Source organism: Aureimonas jatrophae (genome assembly GCF_900104035.1).
Taxonomy (GTDB): domain Bacteria; phylum Pseudomonadota; class Alphaproteobacteria; order Rhizobiales; family Rhizobiaceae; genus Aureimonas; species Aureimonas jatrophae.
Genome location: NZ_FNIT01000011.1, coordinates 1 through 18,292 on the forward strand (window position 1 = coordinate 1; position 18,292 = coordinate 18,292).

Sequence of the window (18,292 nt, forward strand, 5' to 3'; positions counted from 1 at the left end):
GGGGCCAGGACCGCGTTCATCGAGCCGGGCAGCCCCTGGGAGAACGGTTATTGCGAAAGCTTCAACTCCAAGCTCCGCGACGAACTCCTCAACGGCGAGATCTTCTACAGCCTAGCCGAAGCCCGGATCGTCATCGAGAGCTGGCGCTGCCACTACAACACCAAGCGACCGCACTCCTCGCTCGGCTACCGGCCACCCGCTCCAGCCACCGTGCCGTGGCCGGCTGCGCCACCCCAACCTGCTTCGCCGGCCACCTCTACCGTCGCCTGCAAGCCCACCATGCATTAGATTGAAACCGGGCCACCTAACCGGGGCAGGCCATTGCGGCCGGATCAAAGTGCGAAAAATTGGCCGACGATCGGTCGTAACCGTCGAAGACTCTCATGCGTGGCTGAGAAGTCTACCTGTTATTGGCGAAGCGCCGGTCGGTGAACCGCAAGAAAGCCCTGCCAAGCGCCTACACACTGACGAATGGTGGTTTCTAGACGACGACGGCAAGACCGATCGACGGTCGGATCGTCAGACGTCAGATGACCGGCGATGAGAACCACCGTGACGACTAAATATGATTGGCTCGAGGCAGTGGCTTGCGAGCCTAGCTTGGCGCGTCATCCTCGTGTGATCAGGCTCGCGATCCTGCTGTGTGGCCGGTTCAATCCGAATGAGGGGCTTGCTTGGCCTTCGCGCCTCTCCCTTGCGCGATGGCTGGGGTCGAACGTCACGACTGTATCAAGGGCGATCACCCATCTTCGAAGAGTCGGAGCCCTTACGGTTGTTCGCGGCAGGGACGTTTCTCCTGCCCAGCGCAAAGGCAAGGACCGGCGTTCGAACTTCTACATCTTAAACGAGGCATGGGCTGCAGCTGTCCTCGTTCGCCGCCAGAACCTCAATGGGGGTGAAAGGGAAGAGCCGGCACAGCTGCGGAAGGGTCGTTCGAAGCAGCGGCTGACGAGAAAGGTGCCCGGGACAGCCACCCTTTCAGATGACTGTGACGGCAATCATTATACGATAGGTTCAAACCTTATTGAAAATGCTCCGGACCTATCCAACGGAGGCAGATACGCGTGCGCGAAGCGGCTAACGTCTGAGATCCCGCTAACGCCGTCCTTCACAATGCTAAGCGATGCTAATCCAAAAAAACCTAGGAGGCGTAGTGGGCCATTCGATCCATTGCCGAGAAGGCCAAGGTTAGAGTAACAAATTGTGACGCTTGGGGCCTGTCCGACCGCCGACGGCGCAGGCTTTTCCGCCATCTATCCAACCTTCGGACGGTGTCCGCTTCCCAAGCCGCGATCGACAGCAGCACCCTTAGAAATCCGAAGATCAAAACGCTCCTGATGTTGATGCTGCGAACGACGAATTCGCTCGAAAGCTGTCGTCTCGTAGTTAGGTTCTTGCGTCTCTGGATGTTGCCTGCGGTCCCGCTGAGAAATGCAGGGATATCGGGATCATCTTGGTTTTACGGCAGATGGTTGGGGCGCTAACGCGAGGTCGCTCGTTGGTCGATCTGATCCGACCGCTCGCGGTGACGCTGTTCACGTAGCCTCCGTGACGCGAGGAGCGTGGCAGATGGAAGTCGGATCTGGTCGGTCGGATCAAGGACTTGAAGAAGGAGAATGCCTCTTTGCCAGGATGGTGTTGGATCTGACCCGGGAGAATGTGATCCTGCGAAGAGTTGTCTGAATTAGGGGTGGGCCCCAGCTGATGGCGGCGCTATCGACCATGCCGTCTTGGAGTGCAAATGCTGGAGCGGTTGGAATGCCAGGTCGGCAACCCGCTTTGTCGGCTCTACCAAGTTTCGCCAGCAAGCCCACCGTACACTCGTCTTGTGCCAAGCATTTGGTAGGCAGACGAGCGTAACGAATTGTTACGGCAATGGCACCCCAACGCTCTGCATTTGCGGCTGCTTATTTTCGTTCACAGCGCCTGCGCGACTACCAGCGTTGCGGCACACGACCGATGTGCCGTCCTTCCAAATCGGCTGGGCCGATCGGGCTGATCAGACGGGCGAAGCGTCACCAAATGTTACGGTCTATCGTCGCAAGTGCCTGTGGTGAACGCCCAACTGCCAGATGGTTTGCTCAAATCGAGTGAGGGCAGCGCGCTCCACATTCCGTTGTGGTTCCTCATGTGTTGCTTCGGCAACCCGATGCCCGAAGGGTGGTAGCACTCGCGACGATAATGCGCCCTCTGCTCTTTACGCCTCGAAGTTGCCTCCGGTAGCCTGCGCTTATGAAATTGCCAGGCTGAATTCGTGACGTCGCAGAACTTCGATCATTTGCGTCCCCTCAGCGCCGAGCTGCATCGGCTTGGCATCCTAGCGGAGCGCTTCTTCGTCATCGATGCCAACACGTCCTTGATGAAAAGCCGACAGTTCGGCGAGTATATGGTGAAGGAGATCGCGGCCCTGTCCGGGGTCTACGACCGGGACCGTCGCGAGACGACGCATGACCTCTTGCGTCGCCTTTCAGCCGCGCAAATCTTGCCTCGGGAGGTTGCGGACGTCTTCCATGCCATTCGCAAGCGCGGCAATGAAGCCGCTCATGATCTAAGCGGCACACCAGCAGAAGCGCTGGCGGCACTGAAGTTCTGCCGATCGCTCGGCATCTGGTATCGCCGAGCTTTCGGAAGCGATCCACGCTTCCAGCCCGGACTCTTCGTCCCGCCGCAGGCAGCCGCCGACGTTGACGCCGCTACGCAGGCCGAACTGGAAACGCTGCGCCGGACGGTTATCGAGGCCGAGGCTGCACTTGCGGCCTCGAAGGCCTCCGCGGAAGACATGGCCCGTGCTCGTGCCGCAGCGGAGGAACTGGCTCGCCAGGCGGCGGAAGACAGTGCCGTATGGGAGAAGACGGCGGTCGAACTCGAGGCCGATCACGCGGAACTCAACCGAAGGCTTGCACGCCTTCAGGCGGAGGCCGCTGCCAAGCCCGATCAGCAGCTTCGTGAAACCCGCCAAGCCGGCCGGGATGCGGCTACGCGCTTGGAACTCGACGAGCAGCAGACGCGCCTCCTGATCGATGCGCAGTTGCGAGGCATGGGTTGGGAGGCGGACAGCGCGGTGTTGCGCCATTCCGAGGGAATCCGACCGGAGCCGGGGCGCAACCTCGCAATTGCCGAATGGCCGGCGGAGAAGGGGCGTGTCGACTACGTTCTCTTCTGCGGAAGCACTTGCGTTGGCGTCATTGAAGCCAAGCGTGAGGCCGCCGACGTTCCGTCTGTTCTGGCGCAGGCGGAGCGTTACGCACAGATGATCCACCTCAACCCGGAAGAGCGCGTTTCGGGTGGTCCATGGCAGCATGCCTTGGATGAACCTTTCCGCGTGCCGTTCGTCTTCGCAACGAACGGCCGGCCCTTCGTGCGGCAATGGCTGGTCAAGTCCGGCATCTGGTATCGTGATGTCCGGCGGCCGATCAATCACGCGCTGGCGCAGCCGGAATGGTTTTCGCCGGGCGACCTGCTGGCCAAGCTTCAGACCGACGTCGACTCGGCGGCACAAGGCTTGGCCGAGGACGCGTTCGGATCAGGAAAAATCCGTCCCTATCAAGAGGACGCGATTACGGCGGTCGAGCTAGCTCTGGAGAGAGGTCAGCGCGACATCCTAATCTCCATGGCGACGGGAACCGGCAAGACGCGCGCCTCGATCGCCCTCATGTACCGGTTGCTAAAGCACAAGCGCTTCCGCCGCATCCTTTTCCTCGTCGATCGCAAGGCGCTCGGCAAGCAGACGTCGGACGCGCTGGACACCACGGAGATCGAGGGCTTCCTGAACTTCGCTCAGGTCTACAAGGTGGCAGGCCTCGAGCAGAAGGTGCCGGAGCCAGACGATCAGGTGCAGGTGGCGACCGTCCAGTCGTTGATCGCCCGCATCCTGAACGAGCCCGATCCTGCCAAGCGCCCGACACCCGGGACCTTCGACTGCATCATCGTGGACGAGGCGCACCGCGGCTACACGCTCGACGCGGAACTGCGCGAAAGCGACATCGGCTTCCGCGACATCGAGGACTACCAGTCGGCCTATCGCCAGGTCCTCGACTATTTCGACGCCGTGAAGATCGCGCTGACGGCGACGCCGGCGCTCCATACCCGCGAGATCTTCGGGCACCCCGTCTTCCACTACGGCTACCGGCAGGCCGTCGTCGAAGGCTATCTCAACGACCATCTGCCGCCACGGCGCATCACCACCGCGTTGTCGGAGGCCGGCATCCACTATGAGGGCGGCGCGGAGGTCGAGATCGTCGATCGCCGCACCGGGCAGATCGACCTGTTCGAGCTGCCCGACGACGTCTCGCTCGACTACGATCTCGCCGACTTCAACCGCCGGGTCTATTCAGAAGCCTTCAACCGCGTGGTGGCTCAGGCGATCGCCGCCGAAATCCCGCCGGACAGGCCCGGCAAGACCCTGATCTTCGCGGCGCGCGACACCCATGCCGACGATCTCGTGCGCCTGCTGCTGGAGGCGCTGCGCGACGAGCACGGCGCGGACGCCATACCGCACGCGATGGTCGCGAAGATCACCGGGACCGTCGACAAGCCGGATGAGATGATCCTGCGGTTCAAGAACGACCCCCATCCGAAATACGTCGTCACGGTCGATCTTCTCACCACCGGCGTCGACGTCCCCGCGATCTGCAATCTCGTCTTCGTGCGCCGGGTGAGGAGCCGCATTCTCTACGACCAGATGATCGGCCGGGCGACGCGGCTTTGCCCGGAGATCGGCAAGGAGAATTTCCGCATCTTCGATGCCGTCGATCTCTATGCCGAGTTGCAGGAGATGACGGACATGCGGCCCGTCGTCGTGAAGCCCGACATCTCGCTCGGCCAGCTCGTCATCGATCTCGGCAAAGCGGAGGACGAGGAGGACGTGAACTGGGTCGCCGGCCAGGTCGTCGTGCGGATGCGTTCGCTCGCCAGCCGAATGGACGAGGAGACGCGGGCGAGTTTCGAGCGCCATGCGGGCGAGACGGCCGAGGCGGCGATCGGGCGCCTTGCCACGCGCCCCGGCACCGAGCTGGCCGACTGGCTGGCCGACCACCCGCGAGCCGTCGAGCTTCTGGAGCGCCGTCCCGTCGGGGCGGCGCGCGCCAACGACGGCGTCGTCATCTCGACGCATGACGACGAGCTTCTGCGCATCGAGGAGATCTTCGGCCGCAACACGACGCCGGAGGACTACATCACCGGCTTCGAGCGCTTCGTGCGCGAGAACATGAACGAGATCCCCGCCCTCGTCGCCGTCACCCAGCGGCCGCGCGAGCTGACCCGCAAGGAGCTGACGGCGCTTGCCGCGCTCCTCGACGAAAAGAACTATTCCGAGGCCATGCTGCGCGCGGCCTATGGCCGGGCCCGCAATGCCGACATCGCCGCCCACATCATCGGCTTCGTGCGGCAGGCCGCGCTCGGCGACCCGCTGGTGCCCTACGCCGTGCGCGTGGAACGGGCGATCGAGCGGATCGAGCGCTCGCGCGCCTGGACGCCGAAGCAGAAGGACTGGCTGCGCCGCATTGGCCGGGCGTTGAGAGATAAGCCCGTCGCCGATCCCAGCCTCTTCGATCAGGGCTCATTCGCCGACAAGGGCGGCTTCCGGCGCATCTCGCAGGACTTCGACGGCACCCTGGAGGATGTCCTGCACGCCTTCAACGAGGCGATCTGGCAACCCGCCGCCGCGTAAGTCCCGCGTCCGGTCCGACGCCTACGAACGACCGACTGTAACGCCATAGGGTGTCGACACCTCATGAATGCCAACGCCATCGTCCAGAAACTCTGGCGCCTCTGCACCGTCCTTCGCAAGGACGGCGTCACCTACCAGCAGTACGTGACGGAGCTGACCTACCTCCTGTTCCTCAAGATGATGGCGGAGCGCAACCGGGAGGAGGGCAGCCTGCCCGTCGGCATGCGCTGGGCCGATCTCGTCCAGGCGAACGGGCTGTCGAAGCTCGAACTCTACCGCAGGACCCTCGTCACGCTCGGCTCCGTGAGCACCCGCCTCGGCAAGGGCGATGCGCTGGTCACGCCGCCGGGGGAGGGTGCCTCGATGGAGGAGCGAAAGCGCTATGCCGACGCGCGGCTCCTGCCGAAGATGGTGCAGGAGATCTTCGACAACGCTTCGACCTTCATCCGCGAACCCCAGAACCTGACGACGCTCGTCACCGCCATCCACGAACTCGACTGGTTCTCTGAGGAACGCGACCAGTTCGGCGATCTCTACGAGGGGCTTCTTCAGAAGAACGCCGAGGAGACCAAGCGGGGCGCCGGCCAATATTTCACGCCCCGCGTCCTGATCGACGTGCTCGTGCGGCTGATGCAGCCGCAGCCCGGCGAGGTGATCCAGGACCCGGCCGCCGGCACGGGCGGTTTCCTCATCGCGGCCGACCGCTACATGCGCGAGCGCACGGACAACTATTTCGACCTCGGCGAGACAGGGCAGACATTCCAGAAGCACCACGCCTTCCACGGCATGGAGAACGTGCCGGGCACGCTGCGCCTTCTCTTGATGAACCTCTATCTCCACGATCTCGACAGCGACCATGTCGATCTCGGCGATACGCTGTCGGACAAGGGCAAGACGCTCGGCCGCGCCGATCTCATCCTCACCAATCCGCCCTTCGGCCCGGCCGGCGGCGCGCCGACGCGCGACGATCTCTCCGTCACGGCCACCGTCTCCTCCTACCAGCTTCCCTTCGTCGAGCACTGCATCCGCGCGCTGAAGCCCGGCGGTCGGGCGGCGATCGTCGTGCCCGACAACGTCCTTTTCGAGGACGGGCGTGGCAAGGCGCTGCGGAAGATGATGATGGACTGGTGCGACCTCCACACGATCCTGCGCCTGCCCACCGGCATCTTCTATGCGCAAGGGGTGAAGACCAACGTCCTCTTCCTCACGCGCGGCAAGACGGAGACGGGCAACACGAAGGCCACCTGGATCTACGACCTGCGCGCCCAGATGCCGAAGTTCGGCAAGACGACCCATCTGACGGCGACCCACTTCGAGAGCTTCGTCGCAGCCTACGGGCAGGACTCGAACGGCGCGGAGCGCGGCCCCGACGAGGGCGAGGCGGGCCGCTGGCGGCGCTTCTCGCGCGAGGACGTTACCGCCCGCGGCGACAATCTCGACATCTCCTGGCTGCGCGAGGCGGAGGACGAGGCGGAAGAGGGGCTGACCGAGCCGGACGACATCGCGGCGGCAATCCTCGGGCATTTGCAGGCGGCGATGGTGGAGATCGAGGCGCTGAGTGAGGAGCTTGGCGGCGAGATCGACATGCCGGAGGCGGCGGAATGAGTGGGCTGCCGAGGGGGTGGATTGCGACGCAACTCGAAATAATCGCGAAAGTTGGGTGGGGAAATACCACCCTTACAAAAAAGACCTATACGGATAAAGGTTACACTGCGTTTAGCGCCGCAGGTCCCGATGGATTTTTATCTACAGCAGAACATAACGGTTTTGGAATTATACTTTCGGCCATTGGCGCAGGTTGCGGACGCTGCTTTCGAGCGAATGGAAAATGGACCGCGATCAAAAACACTATGACGATTACAGAGTGCTTGGCTGAAAGGGACTACCTGTTCGCCTTCTTGAACGACCCCAAGAGGTGGCCCAAAAAAGGTGGGGCGCAGCCCTTTATTACTCTTGGGGATGCACGCCTCGTATCTATTCCCCTTCCGCCTCTCGCTGAGCAAAAGCGCATCGTTGCCAAGCTGGACGCGCTGTCCGCGAAATCCGCCCGCGCCCGCACCGAACTCGCCCGCATCGAAACCCTCGTCTCCCGCTACAAGCAGAATTTCCTTCGAACATCGTTCTTGGGAAAAGCGACGGAGGAGTGGCGTGCCAAAAGACCGAATCTGGAAGCGGCCTCGGATTTAATCGGTCGGATAACCGCTCCGCCCAAAGCGCGAGGGGGGCGCGACGCAACGGATCGGGTGATTGAGGGGAAGGCCGCTCTCGCTGTCAACAAACCTCAACGGGCAGCACCGTCGAATTGGCAGTGGGTTCCACTGGGTCAAATAGCGCGACAAGAAACCGGACACACTCCCAGCCGGTCTCATCCTGAATGGTGGGGTGGGGATATACCTTGGATTGGCATCAAGGATGCCGGCCTCCATCATGGCCAGATCATTGAAGACACCTTGCAGAAAACGAATGACGCAGGTCTTGCCAATTCTGCGGCTCGGCTTCTTGCAGCAGGAACCGTCTGCCTCTCTAGAACGGCATCTGTAGGCTACGTGACGATCATGGGTAAACCCATGGCGACAAGTCAGGACTTTGTTACGTGGACCTGCACGGAAGCGCTTCTTCCAAAATTTTTGATGTACGCGCTAATGGCAGAGGGGGACGATATTACAGATTTTGGAAATGGGACCACACATACGACGATATACTTTCCGGAAGTGCGCGCCATGCACATTTGTTTGGCGCCCCTCGAAGAGCAGTACGAAATCGTCCGCCGCATCGAAACCGCCTTCGCCCGCATCGACCGCCTTGCCACGGAGGCCAAGCGTGCGTTGACGCTCGTCGGCAAGCTGGACGAGGCGATCCTCGCAAAGGCCTTTCGCGGCGAACTCGTGCCGCAGGACGAGAGCGACGAGCCGGCCAGCGTCCTCCTCGAACGCATCCGCGCCGAGCAGGCGCTCGCGCCGAAGCCGAAGCGTGGACGAGGCGGCAAGCCGTCGCTCGTCTCGTGACGGTGATCGTTGGGGAACGAACGAGAGAAGCCAGGATCATGCCCGCAGCATCACGGGATACGGTTCGCCGATGGATTGTCCATGCGCTAACGGCGCTCGGGCCCTCCAGCCCTCGGGAGGTCTACGACTGGATCCGGCACAACGAGACGGTGCCGGCTGCCGACTTGGCCGGGCAGACCGACGACGGAGAGTGTCTCTTCGAAAAGGAGGTGCGTTTCGCCCGCTGGACGATGCGGCGCGACGGCACGATCGTCAGCCCCCGCCGCGGTGTCTGGGCTTTGACATGAACCGACCATCGCCTTCCCCTTCGAGACGCTGACATGGCGATTCCCGACTACCAATCCCTCATGCTCCCCGTTTTGCGCCATGCGGCCGGCGGCGAGACGCGGGTGCCGGATGTCTCCGAAAAGATCGCCGACGAGTTCGGCCTGTCCGACGTGGAGCGCGACGAACTCCTGCCGAGCGGTCGCCAGCGCGTGCTGCACAACCGCATTCACTGGTCGAAGTTCTACCTGTCGAAAGCCGGTCTCGTCGTCTTTCCGGCTCGTGGGCGCTTCGTTGCGACCGATGCGGGGCGGGCGCTCCTAGCCAGTCCGCCCGAAAGGCTCGATACGCGCTTCCTGGAGTCCTATCCGGCCTTCCGGTCCTGGTACCAGAAGGAAGGTGGGCAGGAGGCGGAAGGGGCAATGGCCGCCGTGGTGCCGGGTTCGCCGGTTGCGGACCCGCAGGCCACGCCCGAGGAGCAGATCGACGCGGCCCACCGCGCCTTGCACGCAGCGCTTCGGGCGGAACTGCTGGATCGCATCCGTGACAACTCGCCCGCTTTCTTCGAGCGCCTGATCGTCGATCTGCTGGTGGCGATGGGCTACGGCGGTGGTCACAAGAACGCCGCCGAGCAGCTCGGGCGCTCCGGAGACGGTGGCGTCGACGGCGTTATCAGCGAGGACCGCCTCGGTCTCGATCGGATCTACGTGCAGGCCAAGCGCTACGCGGAAGGGAATTCCATCCAGCGCCCGGAGCTGCAAAGCTTCGTCGGCTCGCTCGTCGGTCTCGGCGCCTCCAAGGGCGTCTTCGTCACGACGTCGAGCTTCACGAAGGGCGCCACGGAATACGTCCGCAACTTGCTCCAGCGCGTCGTGCTGATCGACGGAGAACGCCTGACGGCGCTCATGATCGAGCACGGCGTCGGCACGAGGCTTCAAATCCGGATCGACATCCAGCGCCTCGACGAGGACTTCTTCACCGAGGACTGACCGCTTGGGGCTGTCGTCGTCCGCGGATGTGATGTGCGTCGGGTCGCCTTCCCCGCAACGGGGTTCAGGAGGTGGTTCCGTTGGATCCGGTCGAGGATGAGACGGGATGGCGAACCTGGTCGTATGGACGAAGACCTTCGAAGCGAACCGGGAGTCAGTCGTGGGTGCCGGAATGCTGGGCGTGCGGGGGTACATTCAGCGCGAATGTGAGGCCCTACATCTGGCGGCACACCCGTTCAGCGACTCATCATAGCTCGAAGCGAACGCGCAGGGACGTTGCAAGGACGAGCACGAACAGCAGGCAATTGCAGTGGGGAAAGAAGTGGGGATCAGTCTCGAGCCGATCGAATTTTCACTGCAATTTCAATGACTTGAGTAAATAAACTGGCGGAGGGAGGGGGATTCGAACCCCCGATACGGTTTCCCGTATACACACTTTCCAGGCGTGCGCCTTCAACCACTCGGCCACCCCTCCAAGCCGCTCCTGGGAGCGGCGTCGGTCCGCGGCGGGCCGCGTCCGGATCGGGGGGCACTAGCATCCGGTGATCGGCCAAGGCAAGCGCAATTCGCGCACGGGCGCCCGCACCTGGTCCAGCCCGCACCAAGCGCCCGTGGCTCGGTCTTGGCGCGCTTTGCATCGGGCGTCGCGGTCACTATGATGGGCATGTTTCGTGCAAGGCCTGTCCTGCTGTCGCCGCCATGGTGCGGTCTCGAACGCCTGAAGGAGAACCGTCATGCGATTGGTCGCCTGGACGCTGCGCCTCCTGGGGTGTCTCGTTCTGGCCGTTGGCGTGGTGCTCGCGGTCGGCGATGCTGCCCGATCCATCGCCGCCGATCGACTCACGCTTCTGTCGATCGACGAGACGCTGGCGATGGCCATGCCCGCCAACCCAGCGGAAGCCGCCACGGCAGGGCCGGCCGCCTCCGGCGTGTTCGGCGCTGCCAGCGAAGGGGCGCCACTGAGCGCGGTATTGGGCCTTCAGCCGGCTTCCGTGGTCGCGGGCCTTGCCGGTCTCCTCCTGATTGCGCTCGGGCGCCCGCAGGGTCGCGGTCGCCGCAGCTATGCCCCGCGACGCAGCAAGGCGGAGTAGAGGCCGCCGGCGCGCCCACGTTTTTTGGTGCACCCGCCCGCAAGGCGTGCCAGTTTGCGGCACGTTTCGCCGGAATTCGTTCGCGGACCGGCGGACTGCACGTGCCCCTCGTGTCAACCCACAGGACCCTCGACGACGCTCATGAAGCACCTCCTCGCCGCTCTTCTGGCCGCCAGCGCTTCCCTGGCCGGGGCCAACGCCCAGGCTGCCGAGATCAAGCCCGCCGTGATCTTCGATCTGGGCGGCAAGTTCGACAAGTCCTTCAACGAATCGGCCTTCAATGGAGCCGAGCGCTTCAAGACCGAGACCGGAACCAGCTACCGCGAGTTCGAGATCCAGAACGAGTCGCAGCGGGAGCAGGTGCTGCGTCGCTTCGCGCGCGACGGCCATACGCCGATCGTGGCCGTCGGCTTCGCCCAGCAGGCGGCGGTCGAGGCCGTGTCGAAGGACTATCCCGACCTTCAGTTCGCGATCATCGATACGGTCGCGGCCGGCGACAACGTGCGCTCCATCCTGTTTCGCGAGGAGGAGGGCTCCTATCTGGTCGGCATGCTGGCGGGCTTGAAGTCGCAGTCCGGCACGGTGGGCTTCGTGGGCGGCATGGACATCCCGCTGATCCGCAACTTCGCCTGCGGCTACAAGGGCGGCGTGATGGCGGCCAAGGCGGACGCCAAGTATCTCGAGAACATGACCGGCACGACGGCGGCCGCGTGGAACGACCCGGTGCGTGGCGGCGAACTGGCGCGCGCGCAGATCGACCAGGGTGCGGACGTGATCTTCCACGCCGCAGGCGCAACGGGCGTCGGTGTTCTTCAGGCCGCGGCCGATGCCGGCAAGTTCGGTATCGGCGTCGACTCGAACCAGAACATGCTGCATCCCGGCCGCGTCCTCACCTCGATGGTGAAGCGCGTCGACAATGCCGTCTATCAGGCCTTCGCGGATGCGGCGGGCGACAAGTGGACGGCCGGAACCCAGGTGCTCGGTCTGAAGGAGGACGGGGTCGGCTACGCGGTGGACGACAACAACCGTTCGCTGTTGACCCCCGAGATGACGGCCGCCGTCGAAAAGGCCAAGGCCGACATCGTGGCGGGCACCACCAAGGTCCACAACTACACGACCGACAACAACTGTCCCTACTAAGGACGCAGACAGGCGTTGTCCGACGCGGACAGCGCCTGTCACGCAAGGAGCCCCCGGCTGGCTCCGTATCGGCACACTGGACGTCCCGCATACCGCTGTGGGACGTCGCGTACACGATCTGGTGCCAGCCCGCTAAGGAACGCGATCGACAGGCTGCTGAAGCCAGCGTTAGCGTCGCGCCGGCCAGAACCCGTACTGGATCGACGTCAGTGGCGGACGCGGCCCATTGCTCGGCTACCCTGCAAGCGCGAGGGGAGCCGGCGCTTGGGTTGCGACGCTCGTCGTCGACTGGGCGCGGTGGAAAGAGCGACTGGTCGATGCCGACGGCGTTGGTGCGCCGGCGCCAGGGCGTACAGCGCGGTCGTCGCCGTCGCGTTGGACCTGAGCCGGAGCCGAACGGCTGCGATCGAGGTCCAAGTAAGCTCGAAAGCGGAAAACGGTGATCGAACCCTTCGTTCTTCTGTCGAGCAAACCACAGCGGTTCATAGGTCAGGATCCGGAGATGCTGGCCGGATTGCGAATGGCCGTCCACGCCACCTGATCGAGCTTTTGGTCTTGCTCCGGCAACTGGCGTCCGGCAGCCGCGCGACTGACGCCGACCCCCGCATCGGCCAGGTCCGCACGTAGAGGGGAGGGGGTCGCACCGGATCGGCTCGCTTGTGCGGCACGACGACGAAGGTGAGGTGGCGCGGTGAAGGGGTGACCGAGCACACCGATTGCGCGGCTCGGTGCTCCAGCATCCGTCGCATTTCCCCTTCCTCGATCGTCGCTTGATACCCCACGGTCCGTCGATGCCGGCGGTCGCCGGTTAGGCAGCGTCTCTTCATACCCACATTGGCATCCCGCAGCACTCGAGGTGCGCGCACCCAGGTTGTGATCGATGCGGGAGTTTATGCAAGAAGACGCAGAGAAGTCGGGTGCCGCAAAGGCGATGCTCGATGGGGCTGCGGAGAAGATGGAGAACGCTCAACGAGCCATCGGCGATCAGTTACGCGAGCCGCGGTACGCACAGCGCCGTATCGGGTCGACGACCTCATACCGCCGCTGGATCCTGAGCCGGAGTCCGGTCCTCTTTATGCGTCGTCGGCATCCTGACCGACTGCTTTGGCTCCCGGCGCGCCGACGACCGGAGGCTCCGAAGCCTGTCCCGTGCGCTGGGGGCATGCGATCTAACGATCTTTGCGTCGCTGCCGCGCTGCTCGTTCTCGGTCCTGACGCGGGCGCGTTCGCTGCATCGCCCAACTGTCCGGGAAGCTGCGCTGGCGGCAAGGCCCCCGCTTCGCGCGGCTCGCACACGCCATGCCGGCGCGGGAGCTTGGCGGGCGCGAGCTCGCCGTCCTGCACCCGAACGCCGCTCTAGGCCGGCCGGCATCCGATGGCTTCGATATGCCTATCTGGTCGCATGTCCTCCGGGTCTCCGGTCGTCTCGCCATCCGGAGCCCACCCGTCCATGCGGTCCATGGCCTCGACCTGAGCCAGACCAGGATCCCGGAAGCGCATGAATGTGTCTGAGAAAGGCTAGCGGTCGCGCAGACGTCTCCGCTCGTAACCGGCTGAAATCTTTGCATCCCGCTCTTCATCCATAGCCCGCTGCGCCCGAATAAGGGAAGCGATCGTCTCGTGGACGTCGCCGCCGCAGGCTTGAATCGCCTCCGCTACCGCCACGTCGATTTCCTCGATCACGGACTGCCGTTCCGGTGTCGCCATCGTCATTCCCCTTCCGATTCGCTCCGGCTGATGATGACTCCGGTAAGGCTCTCAGGGAAGCTTTTGTTCCTAATTCGTTCCGCTTCGTAGGAATGGCTTCCCGGTCGAGGGACCCAGGTTCGAGCTCATGGAACTCGGGACGTAGGGCAGCCTCGAACCGCAGCCGATCACCATCAAGGCGCTGAGCGTCGTCGCTCTCGACACGAGGCCCTTGAACCGTTTTCTCGACCTGTCGGGGGTGAAGCGGACGGTTTTCGGCAGGCTGAAGCCGACCCGGCTTCCTCGCCCGCGTGCTGGACCTCCCCCTTGGCGAACGAGTTGGCACCCTTCCGCCTTCGATCACGCCATGCCGACGCCGCCCGAAGTCGTCGAGATCGCAAAAGAGATGCTCGACGCCAACCCCTGCGCTGTGGTTCCAGGGATCAAGCATGGCGCCGGTCTCACCGTTGCACCCTTGTGCGCTTGCCGGACGATAAACGTTCTGTATTTGTTCTGAGATCGGAGGATCCGGGACAAGGACGACGAGATGCTGGAACTGCGTACGCTGCGACGAGCGCCCGATATCGATGCCGAGGCCGTCGCGATCGATGCCCTCGCCTTCATCGCCGGCGACCAGGAGTTGCTGGGGCGCTTCCTGGATCTGACGGGTTTGCGGGCGGACGAGATCCGAGCGGCCGCCGGGCAGCCCGGCTTCCTCGTCGGCGTGCTGGATTTCGTGTTGGCGCATGAGCCGACGCTGGTGACCTTCTGTCAGAACACGGCCACCGAACCGGAGATGATACAGATCGCCCGCGACCGGCTGGATGGCGCGACGGCCCGGTGATCGGAGCGCTTGGGAACGCGTCGGGTGGCCCACGACGTGTTGCGGTTCGTCGTCGCGTCGGCAAGCGCGACGGACTTGCGCCGATCCGGCAACGCCGCCGCGCCGATCGAACCGATGTCCGGGACGCTCGAGCTGCCGCACGGCGTCGCCCGATCGCGTGCCGTGCCGCTAGATCGCATGGATTGACGGTTCGGCAGATCCCATCGCGTCCCGGACACCGGATCGCGCTACGCGCGAGGGCGGCTCGGGCGCGACCTTTGCCGGATATAATCCGGCTGAACCGAAGCTGAACCGATCGGTTCAGGCTGCTGTGGGCCGATAGCGCCTAAGACCGTCGTCACCGAAACACGAATGGTGACGACGATGACCGACGATCTTCACGACACGCCCCGCCACGCTCCCGACGAAACGCTGCAGGCATCTGAACGGGCGGGACGCCGGCTGCGGCCGTCCCGGCGCAACGCCGTCCTCGGCGCGGGCGCCCTCGGCATCCTGGCGCTCGGCTTTGCCGGCGGCGCAGCGGCCTGGAGTGCGACCCAGCACCGCGAGGCCACCTTCGATGCGGGTCTTGCCACCACGCCGATCAGCCAACTCTCGAACGCGTCCGCGGTCGGCATCGCCGGAGAGGTCGCCGAAATCTACGGCAACAAGTTCGTCGTGAGCGACGGTGCCGCAAAGGCGTTGGTGGAGACCGGACGGGCAGGCGAAGGCGGTAAGCTCGTCACCGTTGGCGAGAGCATCACGGTCCAGGGCCGTTTTCGCGACGGCTTCCTCCACGCAAGCGCCATCCGGCATGCCGACCAGCGGATCGATGAACTGGATCCGCCGCCCCCGCCCCATCGCGGACCCGGCCATGGCGCCCGCGATGCCGGACCGGCCACGTTGGAGGCTCCGGCTGACGCGAACTGACCATCGCGCGCGGCAAGACCAGACCCATCCCATCCCCCAATGTCCGGTGAGACCACCGGACAGATCGCGGGCCCCTTCGACGTCCACCCCTTTGGGACGCCACGGCTCACGCCCCATCCGAAAGGCGCCGGATCGGGCCTCTCGTTCAAGGATCGAGATCCCATGCTCAAGTCAGCTCTGCTCGCGTCGGCATTGGCCGTCGGGTTGACCTCGTTCGCATCGGCGCAGGCGACGCCCGCACCGAACGCCCCACCGCCGCAGGCGGCCGCTGCCGCCGCCGCCATGCCGGGACCGGGGGGCGACGCCCGTCCTATGCCCGGCGACAGGCCGCCCCCGCCCCCTCCGGGCGAGGGACCACGACCGGGCGATCACCGCGGCCCGCCGCCCCCGCCGCCGATGGGCAAGGGTGTCGAAATTCGGCTCGGCCGCGATGCCGGTATCCGCATCAACTGCGGCGACGAGCCGATGGACGCCTGCATCGCGGCCGCCAAGCCGCTGACCGACCGTATTCCGGACATGACCTTGCCCTCGGCGCCGACCGCACCGATCGGCACGCCGGTGCCCTCGGCGAACTGACAACGAGGGGCCGTGCGGCGGGACACCGCCGCACGGCTCCACGGCGGGCACGAACTGGCGGTCCCGGACGGATCGCCGTTCGTCGCGCCGAACGTCGCGCCGGAACTCCTTGTGGGGCAACCCATCTGGTCCGGCCGCGTCGACGTCTTGCGATTCAGCCCAACTCCAGGGTCGTGATGCCGAACACCTCGGCGTCGGATAGACGGGGCGCCGATCCCCGATACATCCGCAGGGTCTCGAAGATCGGTACCCAGTCCAGCGCCCGAACGAGTTCGACGGCCGGTTGATTGTGTTCGGGAACGTCGATCGCGATCCGCTGGCCGGGAACGGTCGCTGCGGCGGCATGAACGAGGCCCCGCGCCACGTCGACGTCGCCGGCGAACAGCGGGCCGATCTTGTAGCCGTCCCGGCACTGGCGAAGCGTGGCATAGCCATTCACCCGCGCGCCATCGGCATTCACGAAGGTGCGGTGCGGGGCCTTCAGCCAATCTGCCAGGAAGGCTCCGCGTTCGGCCGGAAAGCAGCGGCGATCGATCTCGGCGACCGATGCGGCCTGTTCGGCCGGCAAGGGCCGCACCTGTGGGTCCAACGGCCCGACCGGTGCCTCGCCAGCGTAGCGGATCGTTCGATAGGCGGGGACGAAGCCTTGTCGTCGGTAGTTGGCCTGTTGCTCCTGAACGCCATCGAGCCCGATCGTCGCACCCGCCAGCCGCGATATCCCGGCCTGCCAGACGGCGCGACCCAAGCCGTGACCCCTTCGGTCGGGACGCACGATGAACAGCCCGATGAACCCGAACGCGGGTGAATAGCGGACAGCACTGATCGCGGCTGCGAGCGCGCGTCCTTCGAACAAACCGACGAAGCCATCGGGGTCGGCGGCACGAAACGCGTTCGCGTCGGCCAGACCCGGGTTCCAGCCCTCCTGGCTCGCCCAGCCGATCAGGTCCCGGATTTCGTCCAGCGTGAGCGTGCGAACATCAAACGATCTGCTGACGGGACTCATGGATGGCTCTCGCTCCGTTTCGTCCTTCACGTCTAGCATCAAAAGCTCGCCGCGAGCGGCGCACGGAACTGCGGCCTCGTCCGCCCGCTTGCGAGTTCGGTGGGATCGCGCCCTTGCGATCCCGTCCGATCCCGTCACGGGCGAGCGGTTACCTCGTGGCGGGCGTGCGCACGCTGAGCTTGTTTCCGTCGGGATCGCGGAGGTAGGCAACGAAGGCTCCGTTCGGGCGCTCTGCGGGCGGGCTTTCGATGGCCGTCCCACCATGCGCCGTGCCGGCCTGATGCCAGGCACGGACGTGGTCGGGAGTCGGAGCGTGGATGCCGATCGTCCCTCCGTTCGCCGCGGTCGCCGGTTTGCCGTCGATCGGTGTCGTGATCATGAGCCGGCCGTTCTCGTGACCATAGATCAGCCTGCCTCGGGCGTCAGTCTCTCCGGGCCGGCCGCCCAATGCGATGAACGTGGCGTCATAGAAGGCCTTGGACCGTTCCAGATCGTTGCTGCCGATCATGACGTGCGTGAACATGTTCGCTCCTGGACAGGACGAGCCGGTGGCCCGCTGCGGTGCTCAACGATGGAACGGCCGGGAGCGATCCGTTTTCATCCCCGTCCGGAACCGGCGCCGTCTTGAGACATCGCGTCGGATCGGGAGACGTCGGCCATACCGTGCCGCACTCTGACGACGGACCTGGCGCGTAGGAACCGGCAATGACGAAGCCCGAACCGGTCTTCGCCTGACGCTTGGTGTGTACGACAGGCCGGCGGTCCGTCCGCTATCGATCCCTCGATATCCGGACCCCGTCGACGCGGACGCTCGGACCCGGCAGCCGTATCGACTGCTCAGGGGTCAAGCGCCAGGTGGGGCGTAACCGCCGTGATCCGAACCGAACACGGCATGATCGCCGAACTTCGGCCGGTCATGCGAGCCGTGCACATACAAGGCTCGGCGACCAATGCTTGGCGACGCGTCTTCGACAACGGAGAATGGTGGCTCTCCTTCCAAGGAGCCGGGATGCCTGTTCGGGACGATCCCGAGCCTGCGTTGACAGGCAATGGGTCGTACCGGGCGCTGGCGGCATACGTCGCCGACGAACCGGTCTGACGAACGCTGGCCTGCCCG

At 64.7% G+C, this 18,292-nt stretch carries 15 protein-coding genes and 1 tRNA gene; 12 read left to right on the forward strand and 4 right to left on the reverse strand.

Annotated elements, in window-relative coordinates; translation table 11 throughout:
* From BLQ76_RS18115 to BLQ76_RS18145, 5 genes are all read left to right on the forward strand, one after another.
* The coding region (locus tag BLQ76_RS18115; protein ID WP_139184053.1) for an integrase core domain-containing protein at positions 1–288 on the forward strand (288 nt) is incomplete at its 5' end.
* Positions 289–2,254: 1,966 nt separating this feature from the next.
* Entirely contained in the window at positions 2,255–5,668 is a 3,414-nt protein-coding gene (gene hsdR / locus BLQ76_RS18120) for a type I restriction-modification system endonuclease (RefSeq protein ID WP_090676308.1), read from the forward strand.
* Positions 5,669–5,731: 63 nt separating this feature from the next.
* A complete protein-coding gene (locus tag BLQ76_RS18125) occupies positions 5,732–7,273 on the forward strand; it encodes a class I SAM-dependent DNA methyltransferase (protein WP_090676309.1) in 1,542 nt (513 codons plus the stop codon).
* Positions 7,270–8,673 carry a restriction endonuclease subunit S gene (locus BLQ76_RS21815; RefSeq protein ID WP_139184054.1) on the forward strand — a complete coding sequence of 468 codons (1,404 nt, stop codon included), beginning with the start codon at positions 7,270–7,272 and terminating at the stop codon, positions 8,671–8,673. Before BLQ76_RS18125 ends, BLQ76_RS21815 begins: the two co-directional genes overlap by 4 nt.
* Before the next feature lie 320 nt (positions 8,674–8,993).
* Positions 8,994–9,926: a restriction endonuclease gene (locus BLQ76_RS18145; RefSeq protein WP_090676313.1), complete on the forward strand. Its 933-nt coding sequence runs from the start codon at positions 8,994–8,996 to the stop codon at positions 9,924–9,926.
* A 385-nt stretch (positions 9,927–10,311) separates the two neighbouring features.
* Here BLQ76_RS18145 and BLQ76_RS18150 read toward each other — a convergent pair.
* Positions 10,312–10,401, reverse strand: a tRNA-Ser gene (locus BLQ76_RS18150).
* A gap of 259 nt (positions 10,402–10,660) precedes the next feature.
* On the opposite strand from BLQ76_RS18150, the gene BLQ76_RS18155 reads away from it, so the two are divergent.
* Positions 10,661–11,017 carry a hypothetical protein gene (locus BLQ76_RS18155; protein ID WP_090676316.1) on the forward strand — a complete coding sequence of 119 codons (357 nt, stop codon included), beginning with the start codon at positions 10,661–10,663 and terminating at the stop codon, positions 11,015–11,017.
* Between the two features lie 141 nt (positions 11,018–11,158).
* A complete protein-coding gene (locus BLQ76_RS18160) occupies positions 11,159–12,157 on the forward strand; it encodes a BMP family lipoprotein (protein ID WP_090676319.1) in 999 nt (332 codons plus the stop codon).
* A gap of 1,518 nt (positions 12,158–13,675) precedes the next feature.
* Here the strand turns inward: BLQ76_RS18160 and BLQ76_RS18165 are convergent.
* On the reverse strand, positions 13,676–13,870 hold the full coding sequence (locus tag BLQ76_RS18165; protein ID WP_090676322.1) for a hypothetical protein: 195 nt from the start codon (positions 13,868–13,870) through the stop codon (positions 13,676–13,678).
* A gap of 520 nt (positions 13,871–14,390) precedes the next feature.
* Between BLQ76_RS18165 and BLQ76_RS18170 the strand changes: the two genes are divergently transcribed.
* The 4 genes from BLQ76_RS18170 (at position 14,391) to BLQ76_RS21820 (ending at position 16,172) form a co-directional block, all read left to right on the forward strand.
* A complete protein-coding gene (locus BLQ76_RS18170; protein ID WP_090676325.1) occupies positions 14,391–14,687 on the forward strand; it encodes a DUF3572 domain-containing protein in 297 nt (98 codons plus the stop codon).
* A 24-nt stretch (positions 14,688–14,711) separates the two neighbouring features.
* Entirely contained in the window at positions 14,712–14,873 is a 162-nt protein-coding gene (locus BLQ76_RS22230) for a hypothetical protein (protein ID WP_170842652.1), read from the forward strand.
* 177 nt (positions 14,874–15,050) lie between these two features.
* Positions 15,051–15,596: a hypothetical protein gene (locus BLQ76_RS18175; protein ID WP_139184055.1), complete on the forward strand. Its 546-nt coding sequence runs from the start codon at positions 15,051–15,053 to the stop codon at positions 15,594–15,596.
* Between the two features lie 162 nt (positions 15,597–15,758).
* Positions 15,759–16,172 carry a hypothetical protein gene (locus BLQ76_RS21820; RefSeq protein WP_139184056.1) on the forward strand — a complete coding sequence of 138 codons (414 nt, stop codon included), beginning with the start codon at positions 15,759–15,761 and terminating at the stop codon, positions 16,170–16,172.
* Positions 16,173–16,326: 154 nt separating this feature from the next.
* Here BLQ76_RS21820 and BLQ76_RS18185 read toward each other — a convergent pair whose 3' ends face one another.
* Together BLQ76_RS18185 and BLQ76_RS18190 are read right to left on the reverse strand one after the other, a co-directional pair.
* A complete protein-coding gene (locus tag BLQ76_RS18185) occupies positions 16,327–17,175 on the reverse strand; it encodes a GNAT family N-acetyltransferase (protein ID WP_090676335.1) in 849 nt (282 codons plus the stop codon).
* Positions 17,176–17,323: 148 nt separating this feature from the next.
* Entirely contained in the window at positions 17,324–17,698 is a 375-nt protein-coding gene (locus BLQ76_RS18190; RefSeq protein WP_090676338.1) for a VOC family protein, read from the reverse strand.
* A gap of 369 nt (positions 17,699–18,067) precedes the next feature.
* Here BLQ76_RS18190 and BLQ76_RS18195 point away from each other — a divergent pair, with 369 nt between their 5' ends.
* Positions 18,068–18,274 (forward strand): hypothetical protein, encoded by a 207-nt coding sequence (locus BLQ76_RS18195; RefSeq protein ID WP_090676341.1) that lies wholly within the window; start codon positions 18,068–18,070, stop codon positions 18,272–18,274.
* Positions 18,275–18,292: the final 18 nt, after the last annotated feature.